Origin of the sequence: Pontibacillus salipaludis (assembly GCF_014642405.1) — a bacterium.
In the GTDB taxonomy this organism is placed as follows: Bacteria; Bacillota; Bacilli; order Bacillales; family BH030062; genus Pontibacillus; species Pontibacillus salipaludis.
Map to the genome: position 1 here is coordinate 64316 of NZ_BMIN01000009.1, position 21345 is coordinate 85660.

Annotated in this window: 28 protein-coding genes; 19 read left to right on the forward strand and 9 right to left on the reverse strand. The window is 39.6% G+C overall.

The genetic code is table 11. The features are described from left to right. Nucleotides 1-36: 36 nt before the first annotated feature. Entirely contained in the window at nucleotides 37-435 is a 399-nt protein-coding gene (locus IEW76_RS11235) for a DoxX family protein (RefSeq protein ID WP_188653871.1), read from the reverse strand. A 131-nt stretch (nucleotides 436-566) separates the two neighbouring features. On the opposite strand from IEW76_RS11235, the gene IEW76_RS11240 reads away from it, so the two are divergent. Both IEW76_RS11240 and IEW76_RS11245 read left to right on the forward strand, forming a co-directional pair. After that, nucleotides 567-902, forward strand: a complete 336-nt coding sequence (locus tag IEW76_RS11240) for a winged helix-turn-helix transcriptional regulator (protein WP_188653873.1) — start codon at nucleotides 567-569, stop codon at nucleotides 900-902. Between the two features lie 655 nt (nucleotides 903-1557). Beyond that, the gene (locus tag IEW76_RS11245) at nucleotides 1558-2628 is read left to right on the forward strand and encodes a mechanosensitive ion channel family protein (RefSeq protein ID WP_188653875.1); all 1071 of its coding nucleotides are present in this window, start codon (nucleotides 1558-1560) and stop codon (nucleotides 2626-2628) included. 39 nt (nucleotides 2629-2667) lie between these two features. Here IEW76_RS11245 and rpiA read toward each other — a convergent pair whose 3' ends face one another. Continuing rightward, nucleotides 2668-3333 (reverse strand): ribose 5-phosphate isomerase A, encoded by a 666-nt coding sequence (rpiA, locus tag IEW76_RS11250; protein WP_188653877.1) that lies wholly within the window; start codon nucleotides 3331-3333, stop codon nucleotides 2668-2670. A gap of 187 nt (nucleotides 3334-3520) precedes the next feature. On the opposite strand from rpiA, the gene IEW76_RS11255 reads away from it, so the two are divergent. The 8 genes from IEW76_RS11255 to IEW76_RS11290 all read left to right on the forward strand — a co-directional run bounded on the left by IEW76_RS11255 (nucleotide 3521) and on the right by IEW76_RS11290 (nucleotide 10867). Beyond that, nucleotides 3521-5506 (forward strand): penicillin-binding transpeptidase domain-containing protein, encoded by a 1986-nt coding sequence (locus tag IEW76_RS11255; protein WP_188653879.1) that lies wholly within the window; start codon nucleotides 3521-3523, stop codon nucleotides 5504-5506. 262 nt (nucleotides 5507-5768) lie between these two features. Then, nucleotides 5769-6248, forward strand: coding sequence for a GyrI-like domain-containing protein (locus IEW76_RS11260; protein WP_188653881.1), 480 nt, complete (start codon nucleotides 5769-5771; stop codon nucleotides 6246-6248). A gap of 49 nt (nucleotides 6249-6297) precedes the next feature. Next, nucleotides 6298-6759 carry a GNAT family N-acetyltransferase gene (locus tag IEW76_RS11265; RefSeq protein ID WP_188653883.1) on the forward strand — a complete coding sequence of 154 codons (462 nt, stop codon included), beginning with the start codon at nucleotides 6298-6300 and terminating at the stop codon, nucleotides 6757-6759. Nucleotides 6760-6830: 71 nt separating this feature from the next. Beyond that, the gene (locus IEW76_RS11270; RefSeq protein ID WP_229721213.1) at nucleotides 6831-7568 is read left to right on the forward strand and encodes an alpha/beta fold hydrolase; all 738 of its coding nucleotides are present in this window, start codon (nucleotides 6831-6833) and stop codon (nucleotides 7566-7568) included. Nucleotides 7569-7706: 138 nt separating this feature from the next. After that, the gene (locus tag IEW76_RS11275; RefSeq protein WP_188653885.1) at nucleotides 7707-8096 is read left to right on the forward strand and encodes a VOC family protein; all 390 of its coding nucleotides are present in this window, start codon (nucleotides 7707-7709) and stop codon (nucleotides 8094-8096) included. Between the two features lie 13 nt (nucleotides 8097-8109). Beyond that, nucleotides 8110-9327: an MFS transporter gene (locus tag IEW76_RS11280; RefSeq protein ID WP_188653887.1), complete on the forward strand. Its 1218-nt coding sequence runs from the start codon at nucleotides 8110-8112 to the stop codon at nucleotides 9325-9327. A gap of 28 nt (nucleotides 9328-9355) precedes the next feature. Further along, the gene (locus tag IEW76_RS11285) at nucleotides 9356-9760 is read left to right on the forward strand and encodes a YhfM domain-containing protein (RefSeq protein ID WP_188653889.1); all 405 of its coding nucleotides are present in this window, start codon (nucleotides 9356-9358) and stop codon (nucleotides 9758-9760) included. 348 nt (nucleotides 9761-10108) lie between these two features. Next, nucleotides 10109-10867, forward strand: coding sequence for a hypothetical protein (locus IEW76_RS11290; RefSeq protein ID WP_188653891.1), 759 nt, complete (start codon nucleotides 10109-10111; stop codon nucleotides 10865-10867). Between the two features lie 146 nt (nucleotides 10868-11013). Here the strand turns inward: IEW76_RS11290 and IEW76_RS11295 are convergent, their stop codons facing one another. After that, entirely contained in the window at nucleotides 11014-11571 is a 558-nt protein-coding gene (locus IEW76_RS11295; protein ID WP_188653893.1) for a hypothetical protein, read from the reverse strand. A gap of 231 nt (nucleotides 11572-11802) precedes the next feature. Between IEW76_RS11295 and IEW76_RS11300 the strand changes: the two genes are divergently transcribed. Both IEW76_RS11300 and IEW76_RS11305 read left to right on the forward strand, forming a co-directional pair. After that, nucleotides 11803-12291, forward strand: coding sequence for a GyrI-like domain-containing protein (locus IEW76_RS11300; protein WP_229721214.1), 489 nt, complete (start codon nucleotides 11803-11805; stop codon nucleotides 12289-12291). A 169-nt stretch (nucleotides 12292-12460) separates the two neighbouring features. Continuing rightward, nucleotides 12461-13480, forward strand: coding sequence for a S66 family peptidase (locus IEW76_RS11305; protein ID WP_188653895.1), 1020 nt, complete (start codon nucleotides 12461-12463; stop codon nucleotides 13478-13480). Nucleotides 13481-13526: 46 nt separating this feature from the next. Here IEW76_RS11305 and IEW76_RS11310 read toward each other — a convergent pair whose 3' ends face one another. Continuing rightward, nucleotides 13527-14159: a hypothetical protein gene (locus IEW76_RS11310; protein WP_188653897.1), complete on the reverse strand. Its 633-nt coding sequence runs from the start codon at nucleotides 14157-14159 to the stop codon at nucleotides 13527-13529. Between the two features lie 104 nt (nucleotides 14160-14263). Between IEW76_RS11310 and IEW76_RS11315 the strand changes: the two genes are divergently transcribed. Next, nucleotides 14264-14563, forward strand: coding sequence for a hypothetical protein (locus IEW76_RS11315; RefSeq protein WP_188653899.1), 300 nt, complete (start codon nucleotides 14264-14266; stop codon nucleotides 14561-14563). A 68-nt stretch (nucleotides 14564-14631) separates the two neighbouring features. Here IEW76_RS11315 and IEW76_RS11320 read toward each other — a convergent pair whose 3' ends face one another. Next, entirely contained in the window at nucleotides 14632-15099 is a 468-nt protein-coding gene (locus tag IEW76_RS11320; protein WP_188653901.1) for a flavodoxin, read from the reverse strand. A 13-nt stretch (nucleotides 15100-15112) separates the two neighbouring features. Next, nucleotides 15113-15505 carry a hypothetical protein gene (locus IEW76_RS11325; protein WP_188653903.1) on the reverse strand — a complete coding sequence of 131 codons (393 nt, stop codon included), beginning with the start codon at nucleotides 15503-15505 and terminating at the stop codon, nucleotides 15113-15115. 160 nt (nucleotides 15506-15665) lie between these two features. On the opposite strand from IEW76_RS11325, the gene IEW76_RS11330 reads away from it, so the two are divergent. The 4 genes from IEW76_RS11330 to IEW76_RS11345 all read left to right on the forward strand — a co-directional run bounded on the left by IEW76_RS11330 (nucleotide 15666) and on the right by IEW76_RS11345 (nucleotide 17609). After that, on the forward strand, nucleotides 15666-16139 hold the full coding sequence (locus IEW76_RS11330) for a hypothetical protein (protein ID WP_188653904.1): 474 nt from the start codon (nucleotides 15666-15668) through the stop codon (nucleotides 16137-16139). Nucleotides 16140-16273: 134 nt separating this feature from the next. Next, the gene (locus tag IEW76_RS11335) at nucleotides 16274-16630 is read left to right on the forward strand and encodes a hypothetical protein (RefSeq protein WP_188653905.1); all 357 of its coding nucleotides are present in this window, start codon (nucleotides 16274-16276) and stop codon (nucleotides 16628-16630) included. A 1-nt stretch (nucleotide 16631) separates the two neighbouring features. Beyond that, nucleotides 16632-17030 carry a VOC family protein gene (locus IEW76_RS11340; protein ID WP_188653906.1) on the forward strand — a complete coding sequence of 133 codons (399 nt, stop codon included), beginning with the start codon at nucleotides 16632-16634 and terminating at the stop codon, nucleotides 17028-17030. Nucleotides 17031-17054: 24 nt separating this feature from the next. Then, nucleotides 17055-17609: a GNAT family N-acetyltransferase gene (locus IEW76_RS11345; RefSeq protein WP_188653907.1), complete on the forward strand. Its 555-nt coding sequence runs from the start codon at nucleotides 17055-17057 to the stop codon at nucleotides 17607-17609. A gap of 249 nt (nucleotides 17610-17858) precedes the next feature. On the opposite strand, the gene IEW76_RS11350 is transcribed toward IEW76_RS11345, so the two are convergent. Then, entirely contained in the window at nucleotides 17859-18047 is a 189-nt protein-coding gene (locus tag IEW76_RS11350) for a YjzC family protein (protein WP_188653908.1), read from the reverse strand. A gap of 163 nt (nucleotides 18048-18210) precedes the next feature. Continuing rightward, nucleotides 18211-18399: a YjzC family protein gene (locus IEW76_RS11355; protein ID WP_188653909.1), complete on the reverse strand. Its 189-nt coding sequence runs from the start codon at nucleotides 18397-18399 to the stop codon at nucleotides 18211-18213. Nucleotides 18400-18625: 226 nt separating this feature from the next. Between IEW76_RS11355 and IEW76_RS11360 the strand changes: the two genes are divergently transcribed. After that, nucleotides 18626-19546: a GNAT family N-acetyltransferase gene (locus tag IEW76_RS11360; RefSeq protein WP_188653911.1), complete on the forward strand. Its 921-nt coding sequence runs from the start codon at nucleotides 18626-18628 to the stop codon at nucleotides 19544-19546. A 76-nt stretch (nucleotides 19547-19622) separates the two neighbouring features. Here the strand turns inward: IEW76_RS11360 and IEW76_RS11365 are convergent, their stop codons facing one another. Then, entirely contained in the window at nucleotides 19623-20132 is a 510-nt protein-coding gene (locus IEW76_RS11365) for a gamma carbonic anhydrase family protein (protein WP_188653913.1), read from the reverse strand. Between the two features lie 68 nt (nucleotides 20133-20200). Between IEW76_RS11365 and IEW76_RS11370 the strand changes: the two genes are divergently transcribed. Further along, entirely contained in the window at nucleotides 20201-21172 is a 972-nt protein-coding gene (locus tag IEW76_RS11370) for an NAD(P)H-dependent flavin oxidoreductase (protein WP_188653914.1), read from the forward strand. The last annotated feature ends 173 nt before the right edge of the window (nucleotides 21173-21345 follow it).

The window sequence follows — 21345 nt, forward strand, 5'->3', positions numbered from 1 at the left end:
TACTTGTTGGTAGTAACGTTATAGGTAAAGTAAAAATTATTTATCAGTGAAAAGTAACGCATCTAAAGAATACTTTTGATTATGATCCTTAATGGAAATGAATAAAGCCATCGCAAGTAGTGCAAGGTCTAGCTCAAAGCCTGAAGATTGCCCATTTCCCATTAGTCCTGCACTGAGTTTTACTTTTAAAATTGCGCCAATCATGATGAGTGCAAACAAACCAGCAAAAATTCTCGTGGCTAACCCAAGGATTAAAAGGATTCCTCCTGCTAGTTCTATTGAAGCGACAATATAAGCGGTGAATTCAGGCAAACCAATGCTATCAAACCAACCAGCTGTGTTTTGAATACCACCTTGAAACTTGGCTAAACCATGGAAGAAGAATATGAAGCCTAAAGTAATTCTTATAATGGTTGCTCCTATTTCAGTTTTCATTGTACCAATCAACTCCTTATTTTATTTCTTTCATCTTTTAAGCTATCAGAATTGTTTAGAAAGGATAAGAAGGCACTTTATTGTATCTAGGTTTACCAAAAGATACTTTAGGAAGAGGAAGGGGCGAGAAGATGTCTATACCTTGTAAAGCAAATGAAGTTCTTGAGCTCTTAACGGGGAAGTGGAAGCATATCATTTTATATCATATTATGGAGCACGAAACGCTTCGATTTAGTGAATTGCAAAAGCTGATTCCGAATATAACTAAAAAAATGCTCACTACTCATTTAAGAGAATTCGAGCATAACCAAATTATTAGTCGAAAGATTTATCCATCTGTCCCTCCCAAGGTAGAATATACCTTAACGGACTATGGAAAAGAACTAAAACCCATTATGGAAACACTCCATGAATGGGGAGACCAACATGCTAAAAGGGACAATGGGGACAGGTACATTGTCCCTTAGGGTCCAGAAAAAACGGACATGAAGAGAGGGCTCTTCATGTCCGTTTTAGTATGTTCGTGGTTTGAATTATTCTTACACTAACAGATTTAGAGATAATCTCAACAAGATTAGTTTATTTGTTTAGACACGCGAAGGGACGAGGTACCTGTCCCTCTGCCACAGGAAGGGTATACGAACGATTTGTCGAATTGAGAGAAAGGCGTTGATTTTTCATTCCATGTAAGGAGATTAGATATGAAGATTAGTATTCCAACTAGAGTCATATATTTTAACAAGGACGAACTTGATAACTGGGTTATGGGCAATAGGGAGGATTTTATTGCAAGAACCAGATTATTCAGAGGAACTGTTCGTTGAGTGTAAACGGATGGATACAAAAGTTATTGTTTGATTGTCCTGTTGAAGTGATTGAGATTGTAGAGGGTAATGGAGAAGCTGAGAAGGGAGAGTCTTTAGTTTGTGAATTGTAATCATAGCCTAAAGAAAGCTCTGCTACTCATGAATATGGATGCGCTGAATAGTAATGAAATAGCAACCATATGCCGTTGCTGCTTTAATTCTATTGAGCTAGGCTGGTTTCTTTCACCCCACCATCATATAGCATCTTTTTCTTTTTCATTAGAAGAGACTTTGTATCCCATAAGGAGGTTCCAACATGTTGTTAGACTCACTCAGCTTGTGGCAGTGGGGAGATATTATACGAGTATCCGTATTTGTAGTCGTTATTTTACTGCTCCGCTTAAGCTTTTCGTTTCTCATAAAGCGGCTGTTTAGAAATAAAGATGGTGTTGAAAAAGCACTTCTCTCTCTTATTAATTGGTTGACTTATAACGGTATTCTCGTTTTCCTGATCATTTATTTCTCCGATTCAAAATGGCTGTTTTATAACCTGTTAACGATAGGAGAAGTAGAAGTTACCTTATTTTTAATCCTCATTGCTGTGTTAATTATCACATTAGCTAGTCGACTCTCAAGAATACTTAACAACTACATACTTCCATTCTTTTACGAACGCCATCAATTGGATAAAGGGCTCCAATTTACAATGGAACGCATAATCCATTACGTTATTATGGTCATTGCCGTTTTTGTAAGCCTAACAACTGTTGGGATTGATTTAAGCGCCCTAACGGTATTTGCTGGTGTTTTGGGGGTTGGTATTGGTTTTGGTATGCAGAATATAGCCTCAAATTTTATCTCCGGACTCATCTTGCTCTTTGAACGTCCGATTAAAGTAGGGGACCGTGTCATTATTGATGAAGTGATCGGTGACGTAGTGAGAATTAGTATGCGCGCAACGGTCGTTAGAACTTTAGAAAACGAACATATCATCATACCAAACTCTTACTTTCTAGAAGAAAAGGTCATCAACCGATCCTTTTCAGACCCTAGGCTGCGCCTAACTCTCCCGATTGGGGTAGCTTATGGAACGGATGTTTATCTTGTAAAGGAGATCCTTCTGTCTGTTGCAAGAGAAGCAAGAGCAGACAATCCTATAATCATACATTCACCGGAACCATTTGTGAACTTTACTGGATTCGGAGACTCATCACTAGATTTTGAACTATTCATATGGATTTCTAACCCTGAAGAAGTCATCCGAATCAAGAGTGATCTGAACTTTCGAATCTATGAACAACTTAACAAAAACGATGTCGAGATTCCATTTCCTCAAAGAGATTTGCATATTAAGTCCGGTTATCCTATCGCTGAACATGAGGAGTGATAGGGACGTCAGGGACAGGTACATTGTCCCTGACACACCCTATGTAAGTTCTCGAATCCCACCTTCGCTCCCTACGAATGCTTTCGTTATGACAGAGGTAAATAATGAGACCTCCACTACGCCGGTGAGGGCTGTAAGCTCGGTTTCAAGGGTCAAGTGATCAGTTCGAGGTTCCATATACACATCAAGTAGATGGTTGCTGAATTCTGTGACAACGGCACCGTCTTTCTTTTCGCTTTTACGAATTTCTGAGTAGTTGATTTGGTATGTTTCCAATTGACGACGTACTACTTCCATAGCTTGAGGCAGCACTTCGAGGACGATTGGGTGATCGTACGTCAAAGTCGAGACGAGCTTCGATTCATCTACAAGAAGGACGTATTCATTGGCCAAACGAGCCACAATCTTCTCTGCAGTATGAATACCACCTCCGCTTTTCAACGCGCAAAGACTTTCATCAACTTGATCGCACCCATCAAAAGCGATATCGATAGAGGAGACATCTTCAATCGATACCACGTCTAATCCAACTTCCTTACAATGTTGTTTCGTTTCCCATGATGGGGTGACGACCTTAACGGAGCGTCCGCTATCTTTCAATAGATAGACGAGGTGTTTAATCGTACTTCCTCCGCCCAGCCCCACGATCGTATCCTCTTCTATCTCATCTAATGCTCGTTTCGCAATCTTTCGTTTCAAATCCATGAAGTTTTTCCTCTCCTTATGTACAGCTTGTTATTTAAGATAAGGGAAATCATTCTTAAAGAGGCTCCCTTATGTATAATGGTACTCCTTTTTGAATAGTTTCTAAAGGGACAGGTATCTTGTCCGTGGCGACCTGATCTTTTAGGATTATTCTTTTGTCTAAGGATGACAGCAAAGGAGAGAGAAGATGAAGTCTTGGAAAGGGTTTTTATTATCTTTGGCCTTAGTGACGCTTGTAGCTTGTTCTGAGCAGCCGAAACCAGAGGATACATTTACCTCTTATATGGATGCATGGGAGAAAGGTGAATATGGAGAAATGTACGAACTTCTTAGTGAGGGTGCTAAAGAAGGGATAACGAAAGGAGAGTTTACAGAATTGTATACGAACAGCTATGAGAAAATGTCTATGGAGAATCTGGAGGTTACATACGGGCTGTCTGAAGAACAAAACCACGATAAAGAATCCTCGCCTGTTTTTGATTTTGACGTGACGATGGAAACCATTGGTGGAAAAATTGACTTTAGTCATAAGGCTGAACTTATCTATGAAGAAGGGGAAGAAACGGATCGCTGGGCAATGAAGTGGGCTTATTCCATGCTTTTCTTAGAGATGGAAGAAGGCGATACGGTCCAGGTTGACACCGTTTCTCCTGAGCGTGGTGAAATATATGATGTGAACAGAGAAGGACTCGCTGTGAAGGGGCCTGTTCTGGAAGTGGGTATTGTTCCTGGTGTAATGGAAAATGAAGAGGAGTTAAAGAAGCGATTATCTGAAATTCTGGGTCTATCTGTAGAAAAAATAGATCAGAAACTAAATCAGTCCTGGGTAAAAGATGATCTTTTTGTTCCGTTAGCAATGGTAGCAGATACGGATAAAAAGCGATTGGATGCTATTTTAAAAGGGGACCTACCCCGAGGTTACAAGGTGATTTCAGGGAAAAAGGCTCGCGTTTATCCGTTAGGGGAAGCGGCGGCTCATCTAACCGGATACGTTGGTAACATTACAGCAGAAGAGCTGGAGGAGCGTGACGGAGAAGGCTATTCTTCGACTGATCGAATTGGCAAGTCAGGTCTTGAGCTGGTTTATGAAGAACAACTGAGAGGGACCCCTGGATTTAAAGTATCTATAACGAAGAAAGCAGAAGAAGCAGAGAATATTGTACTTACAGAAAAACCTGTTGAGAACGGGAAAGATCTAACGTTAACGATTGAAAAAAGTGTGCAGGAGACGGTTTATAAAGAGATGAAAGATGATTCTGGAACAGCTTCTGCTATCAATCCATCTACTGGAGAAGTAAAGGCGTTGGTGAGTACACCTGCTTATGATCCGAATGCGTTAAGTTTGGGACTAAGCTCAGAGGGCCCAACCCTTAATAAGTTTACAAAAACCTATTCACCAGGTTCTACTTTTAAACCGATCACGGCATCGATTGGTATAGAAACAGGAACGATTAAACCTGATGAGGAAATGACGATCAATGGAGAAACCTATAAGGCTAAAGCAGGTTACAGTGTAACAAGAGTTCCAAGTGCTGCGGTTGATACGCAGGTAGACTTACGCGATGCACTTGTTCGATCGGATAATATCTACTTTGCACGTAAGATTGTAGAAGTGGGGGTTGATTCTTTCCAAGAGCAGGCGCGCAAGTTTGGCTTTAATGAAAAGCTTCCTTTCCCTTATTCGATTCAGAAGTCGCAATTGGCCAATGAAAACAAGATTGGCAATGAATCATTGCTAGCAGCTACAGGTTATGGACAAGGCGAAGTGGAGATGAGCTCCTTGCACTTAGCGATGACGTATACGTCATTTGTGACAGGTGGAACGCTGTTGAAGCCAACTTTGTTAGCGGATGAAGAAACAGGTCAAGCCTGGCATAAGAATGTGATAAGTCAAGAAACAGCATCTCTTATCACTGAAAGGTTAAAAGCAGTTGTGCATGACGCTGCAGGAACGGCTTATAATCCCGTTTTGGAAGGATTGAACATAGCTGGAAAAACAGGCTCAGCAGAGTTGAAAAAGGCTGGGGAAGAAGATGGTCAGGTGAACGGCTGGTTCGTCGCCTGGAACACGGACTCTAATCATCTTCTTGTATCGATGATGATTGAAGATGCAGAGGATGGCAGTCATGAGGTAGTCCCGAAAGTAAAAAATATACTTGATCAGCTTAGATAATTGATCTTAATTAAATAAGGAGAAACGCGATTGCCCCACTATCATAGACGAGTGGGGCAATCGTTCTTTAACGGGACACTAGGGACAGGTACATTGTCCCTAGTGTCCTGTTTATTAAGTCATATGTTGCATTATTTTTGACTACTGTTCGTAAACCCAAAGGGAAGAGGGCCTTTCTCTCCTTTAAAAAGAATGGAGGGAAAAATATCCTTTTATAGAAGTGAGTAATGATACCTTTATAGATTATGAGGGGGGAGTAGATATGGGTGTACATTCAAGCAATTCAATACGTGGGATTAAAAATGTTAACCAAAAGAAATTAGTCGGGTTTCGTCTAGTTTGTGAGGGGCCAGAGGAATATGGTGTTGAGATACCGAAAACCTTTGATCGAATTGAAAGCCGTAAAGGTGAAATACATCATCTAGTTGTGCCGAGTAGGCTTATTGGCGCATTTAAAGCTTCAGAAACCTCACCAGAAGATGATGGCTACTGGGTTTGTTATGAAGTGCATGATTTTGAGGATATTCCTGAAGGGATGGTGTCGCTGGTTATTCCCGCGCAGAAGTATGCGGTTTTAAATTTCACAGGCCCAGCTTCAAGGATCTATAAGGTTTATGATGATTTACACCAATGGATAGGGGAGCAAGGATATAAAAGGGTACCAGCAAAGTGGTCATTAGAAGTGTATTCGAAATGGTCTGAGCATGAGAATGATGTGGAACTTTGTGATCCGGTAATGTAAGCATAAAGATTGCGAATAACTAAGCGACTATTTGAGGGGGAAGTTCATCGTGAACATAAGGTTTGCTGAATTAAAAGATATTGAGCAATTAATAAGAATGAGATGGGACTTTACAATCGAAGATGATGAAACGAAAAGAAGCGCATCCTTTCATGATTTTGAAAGAGAATGCCGCGTTTTTTTAGAACAAGCAATTCAAAATGAAAACTGGTTTATATGGGTGGCAGAGGAGAACGGAAGAGTTCTTTCACATATCTACATAGAGTTAATCCAAAAGGTCCCTCGGCCTGGTAGAACAACGTATCCTTTCGCTTATATGACTAATGTATATACAGTGCCAGAAAGTCGGGATAAAGGGATTGGGAGTAAGATGCTTAAGGCGATACATGAATGGGTTAAAGAGAAACATTATGAATTTGTCATTGTATGGCCTAGTGATGAGTCTATTCCTTATTATGAGAAAAATGGGTACACACACTGTTCAGAGCCTTTGGAGTATTTCCCTATTTAATATTAGGTTATGGGTAAGACGCCAAGAATTCGAATACTAGAAAGGGTGAACGTGTAGTGTGGGGACGCCAAATGATTCAAACCAGCAGAGGTACATTTGAATGTTTTGTAGCAGGGGAAGGTGAACCTCTTTGTGTGACGCACTTATATAGTGAATTTAACGAACGAGGCACCTATTTCGCAGATCCGTTTACGAGTCGGTTTAGAGTTTATCTTGTTAACTTAAGAGAGGCTGGCCAATCCGTCAAAGCAACAGAAAATGAACAACTTAGTATGAAAGAGTCAGTGAGGGATCTTGAAGCGATACGAGAAGCGCTAGGATATAACCGGTGGGTTTTTGCAGGTCATTCGACAGGCGGAATGCTTGGTCTTGTTTATGCACACTCATTTCCTGAATCCCTCACAAAAATGGTTGTCGGAGGAGCTGCGGCATCGAACGCGTACATGCGGCATGAAGGGAGTATGTATGCGAGGAATAGTCCTTTAAATAAGAGATTAAAAGAACTGTTTATCATTATTAAATCAGATGAAGCTTCACCTGAAGAAAAACGAGAGGCGAATAGAGCTTGGACGGATCTGTCGCTATATCGACCTGCACAAAGAGCAGAGTATTTCAAAAGGCCAAGTAGCGGTAAGGTTGTCCCAAGGCGCTTGGATTATTACTCGTTTAAAGAACTACCACACTTTAATCTGACGGAAGAGCTTAACTGTATTCATGTCCCAACGTTCGTTTTTTGCGGTCAGCACGATACGCAATGTCCTGTTGAATTCTCAGAAGCTATTCATAAGGGTTTACCTCACTCCGAATAATACATATTTAAAGAGAGCAATCATTTCCCTTTTTTAGAAGAAGAGATGAAGTTTGATAAGATGATAGATCAGTTTATTCAGTTTGCCTATCGTTAAAGGTTAGAAGAATAATAGAAATAAAGTAGAGAGGACGATGGAATGAGTATCCTATTTAGAATGGAATACTACGTAAAAGATATAGAAGCATCCTTGGATTTTTACGAAAACCTAGTAGGACTTGAGTTATATGGGAGAAATGAACGTGCAGCTAGGTTCAATTACGACTGTTTCTCGCTCCTTTTGACTTCGGAGCAACTATTGAATAATAAAGAGAAAGAACGCGCCTATTTCGATCAAAATGGCATGGCTCAAGGGAAGGGAAACGGAGCAGAAATGATCATCGTCGTCGATAGCCTTGAAGTTGTGTATGAACGAGTTCAGCAAGTTGGCTATCCAATGGTTGTTGGGATCGAATCTTACCCATGGGATATGAGAGGTTTCAAAATTGCTGATCCAGATGGAAATTTAATTCGGATCACTTCTGAATAAGGGGGGTAAAAAAATGAGTACCTGGAAGAATCCGATTTTATTACTATCAGGCGTTGGTATCTCTTTTCTTGGGAACTGGATCTACTTAATTGCGATTAATCTTATGATATTAGACATAACGGGTTCAGCAGCTGCTGTAGCTGGCCTTTATGTGTTGAAGCCCATCGCAGTTTTATTGATGAACGTGTGGTCGGGGAGTGTCGTAGACCGGGTGAATGAGAGAAAGCTTATGGTGTTTGTTGATATCATTAGAGGTGCACTCGTTTTATGTATTCCTTTTCTATCATCTCTATGGGGGATCTATTCTTTAATTCTTGTAATTAATATGATTGGAGCGTTTTTCGGTCCCGCTTCATCTGTGTACATAACGAAACTCGTGCCTCAAACGAAACGGAAGCGGTTTAATTCGTTTTTGAGTATGGCGAATTCAGGAGCATTCCTAATCGGACCAGGTTTAGCTGGTGTGTTAATTATGATGGTAGGTACCGAATTATGTATTATTATTAATGCAATGACTTTTCTCTTATGTGCTTTCCTCATCTTCCTTCTTCCTGACGCAGGTGATCAGTCAGGAAAAGTTCGTGAACCAATGACGTGGAAAGGGGTTATGAATGATTGGATCGTATTAAAAGGGTTCGCTGGAAAGACGCCCTTCTTTATAACGGTTTATCTATTGTTCCAGGGCGCTATGATTATGGGGTTTGCATTAGATTCACAAGAAGTAACTTACATTAAACAACACCTTAACCTTTCCGATCAACATTATGGTTTGATTGTAAGTGTAACAGCAGTGGGGTCATTAACAGGAGGAAGTATGGCTGCTATTTTTGCTAACAAACTTTCTACAAGACTCTACTTGGCTGGTGGCATTTTGCTTTCGTCTTTAGGCTATGTGTTCTTTTATTCTTCCTATAATATGCTAACGGCAACAGCGGCCTTTATTTTTTTAGGCTTTTTTATGGCGTTTGCGAATACTGGTTACGCCACCTACTTTCAAAATACAGTACCTGTTGATCTTATGGGGCGCTTTGGAAGTGTGGCAAATATGATTCAAGGGCTTATTCAAATTTTGTTAACAACCCTTCTTGGACTGTTTGCTCAATGGTTTACGTTGCAGGTGGTCAGTCTGATCTTTGCGGGAGTTGGAACGGTAATGGCTCTTTTACTGCTATTCAAGGTCTTTGTTCCATCAGAGCACAACGATTTTTCTAATCATCATGTATCTTTATGAGTGATACGTGTAGAGGAGAGTGGAAAGTTTGAGGAGGTTTAAGTATGAGGCAATCATAATACTTTCTCTATTCGTTATAATTGGACTCACAGGTTGTCATGCAACATGGAATGGGAATAAACCAGAAAAAGTTCTGATTTACGAATATCAATCAGAAGATTCATATGAGCTGTTGAAAGAAATAAATGAGAATACTGAAGAAGCTAAAGTTCTTATTAAATTCGCTCAAGATGTAAAGGAGCAAGATGACCGTATGGATTTGCCTCCTCCTGATTATCGGTTAGATTTTTCTCTTGATAACGGAGTTACCATTCCTTATTCTTTATGGTTAAATCAAGACCTTGGGAGTGGAGTTATCATGGAAAAAACTTCACGTTTCGCTGAAATAAGCACTTCAGATGTAAATAAGCTCGATGATATTCTCAGGGATTAGGGGACAGGTACCTCGTCCCTTCGCGTCCCGAAATAGTAGCTCGCCACGAGGGACTAGGTACCTGTCCCTCCATCCCATCAAAAAATTGGTAAATTAACAGAAAATTTAAATTAAATTTACAAAGAATGCAAGACTTCTTAAAAGGTTTCCGGTTACAATAGAGGTACATAGTTATTAAGTACCAGTTAAGGATAAAGATCTGTAATCAAAATCTTTTGAGAAGGTGGTGCGGAGTTGAATCTGGCGGTAGTGTTATGCTGTTTAATCCCATTTATTTGTAAACAAATTTCTAGGGTTTCTTATAATGATAGGTTTTTGAATACGCCGAGGGTAACGAGTAGTGTTGTCATGTGGCTAAGTTTTACAATGGGGCTACTCCTTATTGGCTCGGAAGGTTTTTATTCGGTTCCTATTATAGTAGGAGGGCTCGTCCTTATTGTAACGGATTATGGGTCCAATTCCTTATGGATCGGCGAAGTAGGTAGAACGTTCGGGCGAATAGCGGCTATTTTAATTGTATCTATATTCGGAAATATTCAACTAGATTATATGTTTTTCCCTCTATTAAATGAGGAGCTGTCATTACAATTTGTTACGATTCCATTAACAATTATATGGTTCTTATTTGTAATGTCTGCGGTTCACATGGCAAATAAAATTTCAACTAATGGTACAAAAGTAATTTCTGGAGTTCTGTTGGTCATGTTAATGATTGCGGTCTCTTTGGGTCACGCATATGTGGTGATGTTTACTGGACTTTTATTCTTATCGATTATGAGCACTCATTATGCGTTTGGTACCGAGAGTACTTCAACTTTTGACATTACTGGGTTTATGATTGGGATCATTACTGTAATGGATGTCACGCACAAGGATGGAACCTTCATTCTTGGAGGGACTTTAATTGCTATAACTGCTATACTGGCTATTATTCATGGGTATAGAACGGGCACTGCGCGTCAGAAGCGAGCGATTTCTTATAGTCTGATTACCTTTGTGGGAGTAGGATTAGTTATTGCTTCTATTCAATATATATTGCTCACTTTTATAACACTTGCTGCTCTTTATCTATTCTTTTCTCACGAGTCAGAGCCTGAGCAAGTATAAGAAAAGCCGTATCTTGTAACAGAGGGTTCGTGAATGACGGGAATACAATTCTATAATCAAAAGAGGCCATTCGTATAGGAATTAGCCTCTTTTTTATGATTCTATTATAGATGTCCAGACCACTTGTTGGGCTGAGTGCTCGAACTTTACGTTGTTTTCTTGATTATGGATTCAGCAATTCCAAATGCTTTATCTTTCGTTAATCCTTCTCTCAATACAAACTCAATGGAATAAGATCCTTCCTCTACGTTAAAAAACATGAGTACTACCTCTTCATCCTTAACCTTACTTTCACTAAATCGAACATCTACTCCATTTATATTCTTCATTTCGGTATCATCGGTGCTGATTGTTGTTTTAACGTTACTATACGTTATTCTAAATAGCCAAGGCTCTCCATCGTATAAGCCATATACTACGTTTGACCCCATATCTTTTTCGTAATCATCAATAAATTCCTCATCCATCAATGTCCCTTTGTTTCTAGAGTAAACCACAGCTAGATTTTTAGCATCACCAGTTGGCGCAGAAACAATTTGTGCTGATGTAATGGGGTACTCTTTATATTCAGGTATAAATACTTCAGTCCCAAGTTCTTCATTTACTTGCTCGTCAAAAGAATCCGTAACTCCACTTGATTGTGAAGAACAGGCGCTAAGCAGTAACATGAAGGTCATAAACAGAATGCCAGTTCCTAATCTCACTATCTCATCCCCTTATTTAGTTGTATCATCTTATATTAACATATAATTCCAATGAATTTATGTGCTTTGTAATCTATTAAAAACATTTTGCTAACCAGAAGCTCTTCATGAATAAAAAGACTGGAACTTTTATAGAAGTTGATCGTAAATTTTTTTTAGGGAAACGATTTAAGTGAAGTCCCATGTTTAACAAGAGATAGTTACTATCAGAAACATGGTTCTAAGGAGGAAATGCACATAGAACCGAAAATACTTGATATTAAAAAGAAACATTTAGTAGGCAAAAGCATGATCATGTCGTTCCAGGAGGATCGCACTGCAGAGTTATGGCGTTCGTTTATGCCTGAAAGACATCAAATACACAACCGAATTGATCCATGTTTTTACTCACTCCAAGTGTATCCGTTTCTTTTCTCGTTCAGCGATGTGGATCCTGATACGAATTTTACGAAATATACATTAGTTGAAGTTTCAGAACTTAAACATATTCCTTCTTCTATGGAAGTCTTCACGCTTCCTGAAGGGAAGTATGCTGTTTTTATTCACAAAGGTCCAGCCAGCACATTTATGAGAACATTAACTTACATCTATGAAACGTGGTTGCCTGAGTCTCCTTATGTGATTGATGACAGACCTCATTTTGAACGTTTGCAAGAAGGTTATCACCCGGAGGATGCTGAAGCTGAAGAAGAGGTATGGGTACCGATTCGGCTACAATAAGTAGAGGAAGGAGGTAACCGATGAATATGGAGATTGATTTAATGAAAGATAGTATCGGCTATCATAAGAAAGGGCCAGGGAACCAGGCCCCTATTACGTTATAAGCTTTTACTAGATCCTCTATCAATCTTCTGTTAGTATTAGCTAAAAATGGAAGAGAGGGTTCCACATGATCTCATATCCACATCTAACCGAGGATACATATACAATTGGAGTGACTGCACCATCTTCAGGTGTGCCAGAAGAGCTTCATCCCCTTTTACAACAAGCAGAAGAAAAGATGAAGAAAAACGGTAAAACAATGGTCTTTGGCCAAACGGCCTGGACACAGGATAAGGCGCGATCAGCCTCTGCAGTAGAAAGGTCGCAAGAATTTAATGCTATGATCAGAGACGATAGCGTGGATGTGATCATCCCGCCTTGGGGAGGGGAACTCTTAATCGAAACGCTCGAGTACATTCAGTTTGAGGGGTTACCATCAAAATGGATGCTTGGCTACTCAGACACAAGCCTTCTTTTATTAGCGATTACGTTGAAAACAGGGGTCGCAACAGCTCATGGAACGAATCTTGTTGATTTGCGAGGGGAAGAGTCAGACCCTACCACTAGCAGATGGATTGACGTGTTAACGACTGAAAAGGGAGGATCCGTTACACAGTATTCTTCTGATTACTATCAGAAAGAGTGGGATTTCGAAAATCCAACTCCACATATTTTTCATTTAACGGAATCTACAGAATGGAAAACAGTAACCGGTACTCCGGTCAAAGTGGAGGGGCGGTTACTAGGTGGCTGTATCGATGTTGTACGTCACTTAGTGGGAACTCCATTTGATAAAGTAGAGTACTTCCAACAAGAGCTAATCGGTTCTGAGCCGATTCTTTGGTATTTTGAGAATTGTCAGCTTTCCACGACAGATCTACGAAGAACGCTTACTCAAATGAAGCTAGCGGGCTGGTTTAATCGTATATCTGGTATTCTTTTTGGGAGAAGTCCTGCTAATCACCCTGTAGGGAATTATGAGGTCCTAGATGTGTATCAGGAGTTGGCTGACGAGTTAGATGTTCCTGTTATCTATGATATAGACTGTGGGCACGTTCCGCCTCAATTGACCCTTGTGAATGGAGCCTATGCGAAAGTTAGTGTTCAGAGTGGAGCGGGCACTATTATTCAGACATTCAAACCATAGCTTGCATTCCTCATGTTTACAAAAGCTAGCACACCTTGTGCTAGCTTTATTGGAGTTCTTCTCGAGTAACCTCTTGCATGACCCACCGATTCCCATTGTGGGTTAGTTTGAAATGCGCCTTTATATGGCCGATTAGTTCATTATTTCTTTCTTGCACAATTTCATAAGTTTGATCTCCGAGTTCATTGAGCGTAAATGGTTGTTCGGGTTGCAGTGTTAACCCTCCGTCTCTAGGCTTTACTTGGAACTTCCCATCCCTGGTCCAAAACAATTCCTCTGCATTAGACGTAGCTAATTCTTCTGCCATCGTTTCTTTATAATAGGATGTAATTTCTGACGTAGATGTATAGTCGTTCTCCTCATTGTCATCTTCCATGACCTTAATCGTATGTGTAATGGCTTCTTCATAATCGAGTGCTACTTGTTTAGCTTCCTTTTTAGAAAGGGTAGGCTGATCACTAGTATTACTTTCTGATGAGCCGCTATCGTTTGTGTTTTTTGATGCGTTCTCTTTACTAGTGTTTTCCGTATCATCTTGTGAGCTAATCGTTTCTTTCTTCTCCTTATTTGCCTGGTGCTCTTCTGACATTTGTGTGCTTTCCTTCTGTCCTTCTTCTTCATTTGCTGCACACCCTATCAACGGAAGCGCAAGTACCAATAAAGCTACTACCTTTTTCATATTTTTCCTCCTTTATTAATAGGTGTTTCACAAACGTAGAAGAGGAAAACATTTCTTTTATTTTCTTTCGTTTTTTTGAAGTCATATAGGATTTATTGAAACTAATGCATAGTAAAAAATGGAAGTTAAATGATATGATTGAGGTGAGAATGCGCTTACAAACCGTGGGGAGGGAAGAAGAAAGCATGGCGATCTTACTTATTTGTATCTTGTTAGGATGTTCGATTGGAATTCCATTTCTCCTTTTTGGAAAAATAGAGGGTGGGATGAAGAACTTTTTCCGAGGCGGTTTTGCTAGTGTAGCAAATGCTAATAGTTTTTACATTCAGTGCCCGACATGCTCCGGGAAACAAAAGCGCGGAAATGGGGACCCATATTGTGCTACATGTAAGAAATACTTCTAGAAGATGCGCAATGCTTAAGGTTTAATGTGCCTTTATAAAGGACATTTAAAAGAAGCATTGCGCTTTTTTTAGGTAGCTATACGATTTGGACTATTCATGTTATCGAGAAATGTACGGGCAAAAGCTGTACACCGTTCATAATCCTCTTTAACATTTAACGCCATTTCTATTTTGAATCCTTCCTGAACGATGCGAGCTCCACAATCCTGAAGCCGATTTTCAAATAAATTTACAGCCTCACAGAACTTAGGATAAGAGGTATCCCCAGATCCGAAAGATGCAGCAGGAAGGCCTGCTAAATCAAGTTCTTCCATTTCTTCATAGAATTCTTCTACTTCATAAGGAAGGTCACCATCTCCCCATGTGTAAGAACCTAACAAGACAGCATCATAATTTAATAGATCTTGAGGTTCAAGTTCTTCCATTTCATCGAGCGTTACGGAGTGTTCATAATCCTCGAACACGCTCATAATATGATCGGCTATTTCTTCAGTGTTACCAGACATACTGGCATATGCAATTAAAATGGATGCCATATTCACAGCTCCTTTAAGATGAAGTTTTGGCTAACGTTTTGGTTAGCACATAGTTTACGTCTTCTAGCTTTTGGACATAGTACATGAACCGTTCTTGATCTTTATGATCCAAGGATGCATTCACTTTATATGAGTAGTAGTTATATTCTAGTTCAAGATCCATTTCAGAACGGATCAGCTTTTGGTCGTGAAACTCTTCAAGATCATCAATATGTACATAAACTTGGTAAGATTCATTTACAACGATGCGCACATACCAACCAAGTGGCTCTACGTTTTTAATATCTTCTGTGAGTTCTATACGGTCGCCGCGTTGAAAAGGGATCGTATTCTTGTGATGTTTGGAGGAGCAAAAACAATCTACTTTATGTTTAAATGACTTCGTTACAAGAAATGTAGATTCCATATTGGAACTCCTTTCAAAAAGGGTATAGTTAAATGATAATGGTTATCACTTATTAAACTGAGTATAAATGAAAGCAATTCTCATCGTCAACACTTAATTGATATTGATAATTATTTTCAATTATGACATAATAAAGCTAAAAATGAGAGGAGTGGGACGAATGACACTGGAGTACCAGAAATTTGTTAACCACATCATCTATGAAATATACCTGCTTCCTGTTAATCAAAGAACGACTTCTTCGATATTACATATAGTGCACGAAAAGCAGCAAGAAATAGGAAAGAATACCTTCTTTAAGTCTGGCTGTGATTATATTGCTTTTGCTCAAATTATTGATCATTTATTGCAGCAAACCGATTTTTATCAGGATAAACATGCGTGGTATTGTCCTTTATGGAAAGGGGTAAATCCAAGCAATAGAAAGACGTTTCGATTGGATCATACCGTCATTAGCCATGAGAATAAACAGGTAAGGTTTAGGAAATTCTTCGTAGAATGTAGTTCTCATGCTCTCGAAGACTATGCTCAGAAAGCCATTTTGTGCAGTGAGCATATGTTTCAGGCCAAACCCACAAGTGTGGAATACGTAAATCTGACAACAGGAGAGCACCATATTCTACATGTTGCCTAATTGAAATAAGAACGAAGTCACTCTATACATAGGGTGACTTCATTTTTATCTAAATTTGTCATAGTTTGGAAGGTGTTTAGTGAGATCAGTAGAAATTAGTATAGTAGCTAATTTAGTGTAAAGGGGAGTGGAAAGTGAATCGAGTAATCGAGTTGACGTTTATTTTCATTCTGACCGGATTACTTACCTATGATTTCTTCCTGTCAAATGAGGTTGGATTCTTATGGGTTAAGTGGTTGCTACTTGTTAGTTATAGCATGTTAATTGTGATTAGCCTCTTCATGAGGAAAGGGGAACGGAATAAAAGGAGCAATAATGTGTGGGAAGTTGGGTTTACGGTATACATTGTTGCTCTTCTAGCATTTTTCACTAGTATAGGTGGACAATCAGCAAGTGGCCTATCATTCTATGATCCCTTTTTGTGGGTTGTGGTTGTAATCTCACTTGTTGATACATTTTGGCATGCGAAACGAGATCGGGAGGTGATGTAATTTGAAAAAGGGATTGCTCCATCATATTGAACTCTATGTATCTAACCTCGAAGATTCTAAAAAGTTCTGGGGATGGTTCCTTGGGGAGTTAGGGTATGAAATTTATCAAAATTGGGATAGCGGCCAGAGTTATAAACTCGGTGATACATACCTTGTGTTTGTGCAGGCGGAAGAGCGTTACAAGGATATTCCTTACCACAGGTGTCGAGTAGGACTAAACCACCTTGCTTTTCATGCTACTTCTAAAGAACAAGTAGATCGTATGACAATAAATTTGCGTGAAAAGGGTATTTCGATTCTCTATGAAGATAAACATCCCTATGCTGGGGGAGAAGATTATTATGCGGTTTACTTTGAAGACCCAGATCGGATAAAAGTAGAGCTAGTTGCTCCAGAATAGAATAATCTAATATGAGGTGAAGGGATGTTCCCTGCAATTGAAACAGACCGACTTCGGTTAAGAGAGATTGAAGACAAGGATAGCCAAGCGTTGTTCGACTGCTTCTCTAAAGATAAAGTTACTCAGTTCTATGGTCAGGATAACATGGCGAGTATTGAGCAGGCACAGCGATTAGTAGAGCTATTTGCTACAAATTTTAAGTCCAAGCGTGGAATAAGGTGGGGGATTGAACGTAAGGATTCTCCTGGGCTAATCGGCACAATTGGATATAATGCGTGGTTACCTCAATATCAGCGAGCTGAAATTGGCTATGAGCTCCATCCGGATTTCTGGCACCAGGGCTACATGACAGAGGCTATAAATAGTATAATCACATACGGGTTTGAGAAGATGAATCTAAACCGAATTGGAGCAGTAGTTTTCTTGGAAAATGAACCTTCTAATCAATTGCTAGAGAAACTAGGTTTCCAAAAAGAAGGCGTGTTAAGAAAATATATGGTTCAGAATGGCGTTGCTCATGATACTTATATGTATGGCCTTTTACTTGAAGAAGTAAAAAGGGGAGATATACATGCATAAAGCCGTAAGGGTCGTATTTTGGGGCTTATGGTTAGGACTTTTACTAACGACTTTAGTCCTTTTATATACAGGGTATTATAAAGTAGCTGGAGTATTGGGAGTCGTTTTTCTATTTATCTTCTACAACGTTTCGGAGTTCTTCACACATAAAAACACTGACTATTTATATACCAAAAATCGAAGATAGTCAAAAACTAAGGATAAAAAAGAAAACCCTGCCTAATTTTAGGCAGGGTTTGTTGTGTATTCTTAATTAGATTTTGTCCAGTAAGCTGCAGCGTTGCTTGAGCTTAGTGGAGGGAACGTTTGTCCGCTTTCTAAACTAATATGTTTCTCATCCTCAGTTGGGTTTGCGTTCTTACGACCATCTGTCAGTCCATCGAATTTGTAAGTTCCATTCTCAGGTACTTTTTCTCCTGTCTTGTAACGGTTAGCCATTTGAATCTCTCCTTTAAGAATATTTATTGCAACCATAGGGTGCTCGATCCTCTTCTGAACACGCCTTACAGTTGAAGGTGTGGTTTAATATTCCGGAATAATATTCATGTACTTCAAACAAAATAGGCAAGTCTTTTCAAATTAGCAAACGAGCAACTATTTCTTAGTTAGACTTCTTCCAGTAAGCAGCTTCTTTACTAGAACGTAATGGAGGGAATGTTTCTCCACTTTCTAGACTAACGTGCTTTTCTTCTTCAGTAGGAGCGCCGTTTCCGTTCGTGTCAGCAAGTCCATCAAATTCGTAAGTACCGTTCTCTGGTACCTTTTCTCCTGTCTTGTAACGATCAGCCATTCATTTCTCATCTCCTTTTTATTGGTAATTATGGTTACACTAGTATATAGCCAGAATCATCCAACTATAAACAAGAAAAACACATTTAATTGCTATTTTTATAAAATATAGGAAAGAAGGAACGTATAGGGGTACAGTACGCTAGTTTTCAACTAATCCTATTGCTTTTTAGTTTTACTTTGAAATAATAGGAAGTAATTATTTTAGTTATGTGGGGAGATATGAAATGAAAGAGGTTAAAGTAGTAAAGGCGACATTGGAAGACGCGAGTTGTTTAACAGAAGTTATGAAGCGAACTTTTGATGAAGAGGCAAGGAGATGGCTATCAAAGGAAAAGGAAACAATTGACTTCAATATCCAACCACCGGGCTATACATCAGTAGAAAGAATGCGCTACTCAATAGAAAAGTTACAGACTTATAAAGTAATAGTAGATGGCTCGATACAAGGTGGAGTGATCCTGACTATAACAAGACAAACGTTTGGAAGAGTAGACCGTATATTTATTACACCACTTCTACAAGGACAAGGCATCGGTTCCAAGGTTATGAGATTTATAGAAGAGGAGTACAAAGGAATACGTATATGGGAGTTAGAAACTTCCAGCAGGCAAAAGGGTAATTTGCAATTTTATGAGAGTCATGGTTATAAGCGAGTATTTGAAGCAGACAATGAATGTTGTTATGAGAAACGAGTAGCTGCTGAAGAAACCTCTAATCTTAACAAACTATATGAACACCTTGAATTGCAAGGCGCAGTAGTCTATGGAGCTAACCTTGCGAAGGCTTCTATTAGTAATAGTAATCTAGAACAGATCCATTACACAAACTGCAACATGGGACAAGCTGAATTTCAAAATATCAACTTCACACAAGCATCGTTTGCTGATTTGAATTTAGCTCGTAGTAAGTTTGAATTTGTTTCATTAGGCGGTGTTCATTTTAATAGTACAGATTTAGGCGAGGGAGGTATGTCCATTTCCTTCAAGAAATGTGATTTAAGAGAAGGTACGATTGAACAATCTGATTTAAGAGATTTGAAAATTGTCGATAGCCAGTTAGATGGTATGACTATAAACGGGATAAGAGTAGATGACTTACTGACTGTTTATGAGGAGAGGCGCAATAAAGAAAATAAACACACCTAAAGTAGGTTCAACTCCCCTGGAGGTAAACTATTTAAAGTAGAAAGCCTTCAGAATGTAGGGGAGTTCTATTTAAAGGTTACATTTGGTACTTATATTGCTTCCCTTTTTCAACATACGAATCAATTGAGAGCTGTATGAGTTTAAGGTCTTCTTCGTTTAGCTCGCGAATGACTTTAGCGGGTGAGCCTATAATTAGCGAACGGGGAGGGTAGGTTTTTCCGGGAGGTACTAAGGAATTCGCACCAATGATACATTCTTCTCCAATCTCTGCACCATCTAAAATGGTAGAGCCCATACCAACAATTGATCGATTGCCGATGGTACAACCGTGGAGGACGACATTGTGACCAACAGTAACTTCATCACCAACCGTTAAGGGGGAACCTTCATATAGGTGACATGTAGAATTGTCTTGTATACTCGTTCGCTTCCCAATGCGAATAGGAGCTTCATCTCCTCTTAAGACTGCATTAAACCAAATGCTTGATTCTTCTTCGATTTCTACATCTCCTATAATGTGAGCACCAGGGGCTACAAATACACTACGATCAACTTTAGGGAAATCGTTTAGGTATTTATAAAGCATTCCATTCCTCCTCAAATTGTGTTAACTTTATGAAAAGTATAACATTTTTGTAACGAGGTGAAAATGAGATGAATGATCTTTGTCGTTTATTAAATATCCAATATCCTATTCTTCAAGGAGGGATGGGCAATGTAAGTAATGCTCCGCTATCTGCTGCAGTAAGTGAAGCTGGTGGGTTAGGTACTGTTGGAGTTGGTACGATGGAGCTGTCAGAAGTTAAGAAGATCTTGCAAGATTTGAAAGCGATCACAAAACGACCTATTGCTTTAAACATCCCATTAAATGTAACCCCTTATAGAGATGAAATGATTGAATTAGTCGTTAAAGAGAAGCTCTCTATAGTATCACTCTCAGCTGGAAACCCTGCTCCTTTTATCCCTTACTTTCATGAACATGGTGTGAAGGTGATCGCAGTTGTTGCGTCTGTGCGGCAAGCTCTTAAAGCAGAAGCAGCAGGAGCAGATGTCATCGTGGCAGAAGGTTACGAAGCTGCGGGCATTAACTCAAATTTTGAAACGACTACACTTACCTTAATTCCTCAAATCGTTGACGCGGTTTCTGTACCTGTGGTTGCAGCAGGAGGCATAGGGGATGGGCGTGGGTTAGCAGCTATGCTTACTCTTGGGGCTAGTGGTGTGCAAATGGGGACAAGACTCATTGCCACTGCTGACTCTCCTATGCATAAAGCCTATAAAGAGACACTTTTAGGTGCCGATGATCTACAGACAGTAATTGTAGGACGGAGTATTGGAAAGGTTCGACGTGTAATGAAAACGCCGTACGCAGGTCAATTACTTTCTCTTGAGGAGAAAGGTATTGAAGAGGAAGACTTTAAACGTCTCACCTCCGAGCATTATCATAAAATAGGCGCCTTAGAAGGGAAGCTTGATCAAGGGTTCATTAACGGAGGGCAAGTATCAGGGATGATTCACCACCTTCCAACCGTAGAGGATCTCTTTGTAACTATGATGGAAGAAGCAACCGCTCGCTTTCACAATCTTTCTGCCGCTTATCCCCTAACTAAACGAGAAACGACGTAAAACAGATGAGCCATTAGCTTATCTGTTTTTTTTTGTTTTTAGTAATCTTCAAGAATAGGGAGAGATTAGAAGTTGCGTTGCTTTAACCGGAATGGACCGTTATGTTTGATGAGTGGTTGGCCTTGCTCGGGGACAACTTGCTTTCCTGAGGGGAGCTGGGAAGTCTCCTCGCT